Raw genomic sequence first — 7,823 nt, 5'->3', positions numbered from 1 at the left:
AGGCCCCGGGCACGCCGGGCAGCAGCGGCGCGGCCACGAGCGGCCCGGGCGCGGCCCCGTCGGTGGCGTACGTGCCGGGGTGGGCGGGCCGGCCGCGGGAGGGCGCGCCGAGCGCCCCGGGCTCGCTGGCGGCGGGGGACGGCACGCCGCGTACGGTGCCGTCCGGGGCCAGGAAGGCGGGGTTGCCGCCGGGGGCCATGCCCAGCTCCCGGGCCCGCCGGGCCAGCGCGTCGGGCGCCGACAGCTCGTCGACCTCCTGCTGGAGGGCCTGCTGCTCGTCGGTGAGCTCGGTGGTCTGCCGCTCCAGCCGGCTCAGCTCGAACGAGCCCTGGTTCAGGGAGGAGTTCAGCAGCAGCAGGCCGATCAGCCCGGAGGCGAGCAGGACGACGATGAGCAGGACGAAGGGCGTCCGCTTCGCCGCGGGCGGGCGCACCAGCGGCCCCACCGGTGCGCTCACCGCGTCTCCTCGCTCGTCCTCCGCGGCCCGTCGGCCGCACGCGCGTCGCTCACCGTGCTCCCCCGCCCGCCGCCTGGCGGACCGGCCACGGGCCCAGCGCCTCGCGGACGCGCTCGGCGGCGCGCAGCCGGGCGGGCGCGGCGCGGCGGTTGGCGGCCACCTCCTCCTCGCCGGGCAGCTCCGCGCCCCGCGTGAGCAGCCGCAGCCGCGGCTGGTACCGCTCGGGCACGACGGGCAGGCCGGGCGGCGCGGTGCCCGCGGCGCCGACCGCGAAGACCTGCTTGACCAGCCGGTCCTCCAGCGAGTGGTAGGACAGCACGGCGATCCGGCCGCCGACCGCGAGCGCGTCGAGGGCGGCCGGCACGGCGCGCTCCAGGATCGCCAGCTCGCCGTTGACCTCGATGCGCAGCGCCTGGAAGGTGCGCTTGGCGGGGTTGCCGCCGGTGCGCATGGCCGCCTGCGGCAGCGCCTCGCGGATCAGCTCCACCAGCCGGGCGCTGCTGCGCAGCGGCTCCTTGGCGCGTTCGCGCACCACCACGTCCACGATCCTGCGGGCGAACCGCTCCTCGCCGTACGTGCGCAGGACGCGCACCAGGTCGCCGGGCGGGTAGGTGTTGAGGACGTCGGCGGCGCTGAGGCCGGCGGTGGGGTCCATGCGCATGTCCAGGGGGGCGTCACGCGCGTACGCGAAGCCCCGCTCGGGTTCGTCAAGCTGGAGGGACGACACGCCGAGGTCGAACAGGACGCCCCGCACGCGCGGGATGCCCAGCCGCCCCAGGACGGCGGGCAGCTCGTCGTACACGGCGCGCACGAGGGTCGCCCGGTCGCCGTACGGTGCGAGCCGTTCGCGGGCGAGCGCGAGGGCCTCCGGGTCGCGGTCCAGGCCGACCAGGCGGACCTCGGGGAAGGCGCGCAGCAGCGCCTCGCTGTGCCCGCCGAGCCCGAGGGTGCAGTCCGCCACGACCGCGCCGGGTTCGAGCAGCGCGGGGGCCAGGACGTCCAGGCAGCGCTGGAGCATGACTGGCACGTGGCGCGCGTTGCTGCTCATGAGCCCTTCTGGGGTCGGCGGGGATGGCACGCACCGCCGGGTCCCCGCCCGCTCTGAAGGGGAAGCGGCCTACTGGCGCCGGGGAAGTGACGTCAGGCGGCCGGAGCGGGAGGAGGCCGAGGGGTACGTACGCACCGCGCTCACACGACATGACCGGGAAGCGAGGGAGCGTCACGCCTCCCACTTCGCGCCACTTTAGTCCACTCGTCCGCCCGGTCAATCAACCGGGCAGCGCGTCACGCCGCGGCGCCCGGCCGGGCGTCCACACCGGACGAATTTCGATGTGGCGTGCGTCACATATTTCAACTTGACGACCTTGTTAGCCGGTTTTGCCCATTCTTTACACAGGCGCGGACGCCGCGAGTCCCATTACCGTCGAAGCATGTCGATTTCAGCGCCACAGCCCCAGGACAGCCCCTCCCCCGCGGGAGCCGCCGCCCATGTCGCGGGCGCCCACGCGGTGGACTACTCCGGGGTCACCGTCACCGACCGCCTCGTCGAGGCCAACCGCCACTACGCCGCCGAGTTCCACAACCCGGGCATGGACGCGCGCCCGGTCCTGCACGTCGCGGTCGTCGCGTGCATGGACGCGCGCCTGGACCTGCACGAGGCGCTCGGCCTGCGACTCGGCGACTGCCACACCATCCGCAACGCGGGCGGCGTGGTCACCGACGACGTGATCCGCTCCCTCACGATCAGCCAGCGGGCGCTCGGCACCCGCAGCGTCGTGCTCATCCACCACACCGGCTGCGGCCTGCTGAACCTCACCGAGGACTTCCGGCACGACATCGAGGCCGAGGTGGGCCAGCGCCCGTCGTGGGCGGTGGAGGCGTTCAAGGACCTCGACACCGACGTCCGCCAGTCGATGCAGCGGGTGAAGACCTCACCCTTCCTGCTGCACACCGACGACGTGCGCGGGTTCGTCTTCGACGTGACGACCGGGCTGCTGCGCGAGGTCACGCCGCGCGAGGTGTGAGCGCCCTGCCCCTGACAGTCCGCGACCGCCCCGGTCACCGCTCGAACCGGGGCGGTCGCGGCATATCGCCCGGGGTTATCCACAGCCGAGTGACGAGACGGCTCGGGGACGGCAAGAATGCGTATGTGGCACCAGCCCCGCATCTTCCGCGGCGGGTGGTGACCGCGTAACGCGGTGGGCCGGCCGCGCCGAGGTGGCGGCCCCGACGAGCGGGCCGAGGAGGGCCGGGTGACGACCTATGACGAGCGAGCGAGCCTGAGTGATCTGACCACCGCCGCCGAGCGGGTGCGCGAGGCGGTGGAAAGCGTGATCGAGGGCAAGCCCGAGGTCGTACGGCTCTCCCTGACGGTGCTGCTCGCCGAGGGACACCTCCTGATCGAGGACGTCCCCGGCGTGGGCAAGACCATGCTCGCCAAGGCGCTCGCCCGGTCCATCGACTGCTCGGTGCGGCGCATCCAGTTCACCCCCGACCTGCTGCCGTCGGACATCACGGGCGTCAGCGTCTACGACCAGCAGCGCCAGGACTTCGAGTTCAAACCGGGCGCGGTCTTCGCGCAGATCGTCATCGGCGACGAGATCAACCGCGCCTCGCCCAAGGCCCAGTCCGCGCTGCTGGAGTCGATGGAGGAGCGGCAGGTCACCATAGACGGGCGGACGTACGAGCTGCCGGGCCCGTTCATGGTGGTGGCCACCCAGAACCCGGCCGAGATGGAGGGCACCTACCCGCTGCCCGAGGCCCAGCGCGACCGCTTCATGGCCCGCACCTCGATCGGCTACCCGTCCGCGCAGGCCGAGCTGCGCATGCTGGACGTGCACGGCGGCGTCTCCCCGCTGGACGAGCTGCGGCCGGTCGCCCACGCCCACGAGATCATCAAGCTCATCGAGACCGTGCGCACCGTCCACGTCGCCGAGGCCGTCCGGCGGTACGCGGTCGACCTGGTCTCCGCCACCCGCGGCCACCCCGAGCTGCGGCTCGGCGCCTCGCCGCGCGCCACGCTGCACCTGCTGCGGGCGGCGAAGGCGGCGGCGGCGCTGGCCGGGCGGGAGTTCGTGCTGCCGGACGACGTGCAGCAGCTCGCCGTGCCCGTGCTGGCGCACCGGCTGCTGCCCACCACCCAGGCCCACCTGAGCCGGCGCACGTCCGAGCAGATCGTCGCCGAGACCGTGCAGCGCACGCCGGTGCCCACGCCCGTCCCGCAGAGCACCGCCGGCCCGCTGCCGCCGGCCCCGCCGCTGCCGCCGAACGGGCACGGCGCCCCGCCGAACGGGCACGGCCACCAGCAGCCCGGGGCCCGGCGGCTGTGAGGGCGGACGGGGGGCCGGGCACAGCGCCGGACCGGCCGGGCCGCGGGACACCGGGCGGACTGGGCCGGCGCCTGCGCGGGCTGCGTTGGGCGCTCACCGGGCTGACCACCCGCGGCCGGTCCTTCCTGGCCGCCGGCCTCGCCGCCGCGCTGTGCGCGTACGTGCTGGGCCAGTCCGGCCTGCTGCGGGTCGGGCTGCTGCTGGCCGTCCTGCCGCTGGTGTGCGTGGCCGTGGTCCACGGCACCCGGCACCGGGTCGCGGGCAGCAGGTGGCTGGCGCCCCCGCGGGTGCCCGCGGGCGCCGAGGCGCGGGTGCACCTGCGCGTCCAGAACGTCTCACGGCTGCCCACCGGCCTGCTGATGCTCCAGGACCGGGTGCCCTACGTGCTCGGCCCGCGCCCCCGCTTCGTGCTGGACCGGGTCGAGCCGGGCGGGCGGCGGGACGTGTCCTACCGGGTCCGCTCCGACCTGCGCGGACGGTACCCGCTCGGCCCGCTCCAGCTACGGCTGCACGACCCGTTCGGCATGTGCGAGCTGACCCGCTCCTTCGGTACGCACGACACCCTCACGGTGGTCCCGCGGGTCGAGCCCCTGCCCGCGGTGCGGCTCGCCGGGCAGGACGCGGGCTACGGCGACGGGCGGCGCCGCTCCCTGACCTCGTCGGGCGACGACGGCGTGATACCGCGCGAGTACCGGCACGGCGACGACCTGCGCCGGGTGCACTGGCGGGCCACCGCGCGGCGCGGCGAGCTGATGGTGCGCCAGGAGGAGCAGGCGCGGCAGGCCCGCTGCACCGTGCTGCTCGACACCCGGCGCGCGGCCTACCAGGGCTCGGGCCCCGACTCGGCCTTCGAGTGGGCGGTGACCGGGGCCGCGTCGGCCGCGGTGCACCTGCTGGAGCGCGGGTACACCGTCCGCCTGCTGGCCGACACCGGAGACCTCGCGCCCGGCCCGGAGGCCGGGGAGGCCCTGGCCGGGCCCGGCCAGGGTGCGGCCGACGCGGCCGGCCTCCTGCTGGACGCCCTCGCCGAGGTGGACCACTCCGACGGCACCGGCCTGTCCGCCGCCCACGACGCGCTGCGCCAGGGCACCGGGCTGCTGGTGGCGTTCCTCGGCGAGCTGGACCAGGCGCAGACGGCGGTCGTGGCCCGGATGCGGCAGCACGGCGGGGCGGCGGTCGCCTTCGTCACCGACGCGGCGGCCTGGGCCGGGGACGGCCGGGCCGACGGGCCGGCGGCACCGGCGCGGGAGGCCGCGCGGCTGGCGCCGCTGCGCGAGGCCGGGTGGACGGCCCTGTCCGTACCGCCCGGCGTGCCGCTGGCGCAGCTGTGGCGGCGGCTCGACCCCGCCGCGGGCGGGTTCCCGGGCCCGGGCGGACTCCTCGGGCCGGGCGGTTCCCCCGGCGTGTCCGGGCTCGCCGGGNCCCGCCGCGGGCGGGTTCCCGGGCCCGGGCGGACTCCTCGGGCCGGGCGGTTCCCCCGGCGTGTCCGGGCTCGCCGGGCCCGGCGGCGCGGCGGGCGGCCGGCCCGGCGCACCGCCGACGCCGTGGAGCCCGGCGCACGGGCCGTGGGCGGCGCCCGCGGACCCGTGGACACCCCAGCCCGGGCCCCGCGCCCGGCACCAGGGCCACGACGGACACGGACGGGACACCGCATGAGGGGACGGGTGGGCCTCGCGGTCTGCGCCGCGGTCGCGACACTGGCCTCGGCCTGCGCGCTGCTGCCGCTGGTCGACCAGCACGGCTGGCTGCCGCAGGCCGCGCTGCTGCTGGGCGTGCAGAGCGCGGTGGGCGTGCTCGCCCGCCGCCTGGTCCCGGCCCGCCCGCTGGCGGTGGCCGCGCAGGCGCTGACCGGGCTGCTGCTGCTCACGGCCGTCTTCGCGCACGGCCAGGCGGCCGGCGGCGTCCTGCCGGGGCCGCCGGTCTTCGACCGCTTCGCGCAACTGCTGCGCGCGGGCGGCGACGACGTCGGGGAGTACACCATTCCCGCGCCCGCCACCGACGGCATACGGCTGATGCTGGTCGGCGGCGTGCTGCTGGTCGGGCTGATGGTCGACACGCTGGCGGTCACCTACCGCGCCGCGGCCCCGGCCGGGCTGCCGCTGCTCGCGCTGTACTCGGTCGCCGCCGCCCTGTCCGGCGGCGGCAGCGCCGAGTGGCTGGGATTCCTCGTGGCGGCGGCCGGCTACCTGCTCCTCCTGCTGGCCGAGAGCCGCGGCCGGCTGACCCAGTGGGGACGGGTGTTCACCGCGGGCGGCCCGCACGCCCCGCCCCCGGCCGGGCCCGGCGCGGCGGGCGGCGGGCGGCTGCGCGCCGGGCACCGGATCGGCGCGCTGGCCCTCGGCATCGCCCTCGCGGTGCCCGCGGTGCTGCCCTCGCTGGGCTCCGGCCTGCTCGGCGAGCGGGACGGCGGCGCGGGCGGCGGCGGTGGCATCTCGGCGGTGGACTCCATGGTGGCGCTGCAGAACAGCCTCAACCAGCCGGAGAACCGCGAGGTGCTGCGGTACCGCTCCTCCACGCAGAGCACCCAGGACCTCTACCTGCGCTTCATCGCCCTGGACGAGTTCGACGGCGCCGAGTGGCGCGCGGCCCCGCGGCCCGTCACCGACCTGCCCGGCGTCCTGCCCGACCCGCCCGGTCTCGCGCCCGACGTCGACGCCTCCCCCGTCCGCAGCTACGTGCAGGTCGCCCGCTGGTACGGGCAGAGCGAGGTGCCGCTGCCCTACCCGGCCTCCGAGGTGAACATCGGCGGACGGTGGGCCTTCGAGCCCGAGGCCCGCATGCTGGTCGGCCAGGACGGCCAGACCACGCAGGGCGTGCGGTACGCCGTCTCCAGCCTCCAGGTGCGGCCGACCGCCGCGCAGCTGGCCGCGGCCCCCGCGCCGCCCGCGGGACTGCTGCGCCGGTACACCCGGGTGCCCGACTCGCTGCCGGACGTGGTGGCCCGTACGGCGCGGCAGGTGACCGCCCGCCAGACCACCCTGTACGAGAAGGCCGTGCGCCTTCAGGACTGGTTCGCCGTCGACGGCGGGTTCCGCTACGACACGAGGGTGAAGTCCGGCAGCGGCACGAAGGCGATCGCGCGGTTCCTGAAGCAGAAGGAGGGCTTCTGCGTCCACTTCGCGTTCTCCATGGCCGCGATGGCCCGGACCCTGGGCATCCCGGCCCGGGTCGCCGTCGGCTTCCAGCCGGGCACGGCGCAGACGGACGGGTCGGTGTCCGTCGGCATCAGGGACGCGCACGCCTGGCCCGAGCTGTACTTCCAGGGCGTGGGCTGGACCCGCTTCGAGCCCACCCCCAGCCGGGGCGTCCAGCCCGACTACACCCTGGTGCAGCCGCCCGCCGGCGAGGCGTCCGACGCGCCCACCCCGCAGTCCAGCGCGTCCCCCCGGGCGTCGGCCTCGCCGTCGCCGTCGGCGAGCTGCCCGGCGGACGGGCAGCAGGCCGACGGCTGCGCGACCGCCCCGCCCCCGGTGGCGGACGGCGGATCCTCCGGCGGCGGCTGGCCGCTGCCCTCGTCCGTCGGCTGGGGCGCGCTCGCGCTGGTGCTGGCCGTGGTGCCCATGCTGCCCATGCTGTGGCGGATCCGCGCCCGGTCCCGCAGGCTGCGCGGGCCCGGCGCGCACGCCGGCGCGCCCCCGGACGCCGCCGGGCGGACCCTGGCCGCCTGGCGGGAGATGGTCGACACCGCCTGGGACCACGGCGTCGTCCCGGACGACTCCCTCACCCCGCGCGGCGCCGTCGCCCGCATCGTGCGGACCGCCGGGCTCGACGAGCCGGCCGCGCGGGCGGCGCACCGGGTGGCGACCGCGGTCGAACAGGTGCTCTACGCCCCTCGGCCGCACCCGACGACCGGTCTCACGGACGACGTGCTGCGCGTGGCGGCGGGCCTCAGGGCCGCCACCGGCCGGTGGACCCGGCTGCGCGCCCTGGTCGCGCCGCGGTCGGCCGTCCGCGCGGCGTGGGCGGCCGAGGAGCGGTGGTCCGCGCTGGCCCGGCGGTGGAGCGACGGCCGCTGGGCCGCCGCCCTGCGCCGCCCG

General features: G+C 77.0%; 5 protein-coding genes and 1 pseudogene. 4 read left to right on the top strand and 2 right to left on the bottom strand.

All coding sequences use genetic code 11. From position 1 onward, the window contains the following. Together RKE29_RS25955 and rsmH are read right to left on the bottom strand one after the other, a co-directional pair. On the bottom strand, positions 1 to 457 hold a 457-nt coding region (locus RKE29_RS25955; RefSeq protein ID WP_312008076.1), incomplete at its 3' end, for a septum formation initiator family protein. A gap of 49 nt (positions 458 to 506) precedes the next feature. Continuing rightward, positions 507 to 1,505 carry a 16S rRNA (cytosine(1402)-N(4))-methyltransferase RsmH gene (rsmH, locus tag RKE29_RS25950; RefSeq protein ID WP_312008075.1) on the bottom strand — a complete coding sequence of 333 codons (999 nt, stop codon included), beginning with the start codon at positions 1,503 to 1,505 and terminating at the stop codon, positions 507 to 509. Between the two features lie 382 nt (positions 1,506 to 1,887). Between rsmH and RKE29_RS25945 the strand changes: the two genes are divergently transcribed. From RKE29_RS25945 to RKE29_RS25930, 4 genes and pseudogenes are all read left to right on the top strand, one after another. Further along, the gene (locus RKE29_RS25945; protein ID WP_312008074.1) at positions 1,888 to 2,481 is read left to right on the top strand and encodes a carbonic anhydrase; all 594 of its coding nucleotides are present in this window, start codon (positions 1,888 to 1,890) and stop codon (positions 2,479 to 2,481) included. Between the two features lie 228 nt (positions 2,482 to 2,709). After that, entirely contained in the window at positions 2,710 to 3,786 is a 1,077-nt protein-coding gene (locus RKE29_RS25940) for a MoxR family ATPase (protein ID WP_312008073.1), read from the top strand. A 359-nt stretch (positions 3,787 to 4,145) separates the two neighbouring features. Next, positions 4,146 to 4,694 (top strand): annotated as a pseudogene (locus tag RKE29_RS25935) (DUF58 domain-containing protein); the annotation flags it as partial. A 744-nt stretch (positions 4,695 to 5,438) separates the two neighbouring features. Beyond that, positions 5,439 to 7,823, top strand: a 2,385-nt coding sequence (locus RKE29_RS25930; protein ID WP_312008077.1) for a DUF3488 and transglutaminase-like domain-containing protein, incomplete at its 3' end; no start/stop codon positions are given.

This window comes from Streptomyces sp. B1866 (assembly GCF_031932565.1).
GTDB lineage: Bacteria > Actinomycetota > Actinomycetes > Streptomycetales > Streptomycetaceae > Streptomyces.
Note: the sequence above shows the minus strand (reverse complement) of the source record. Positions and strands in the feature narration are given on the sequence as shown.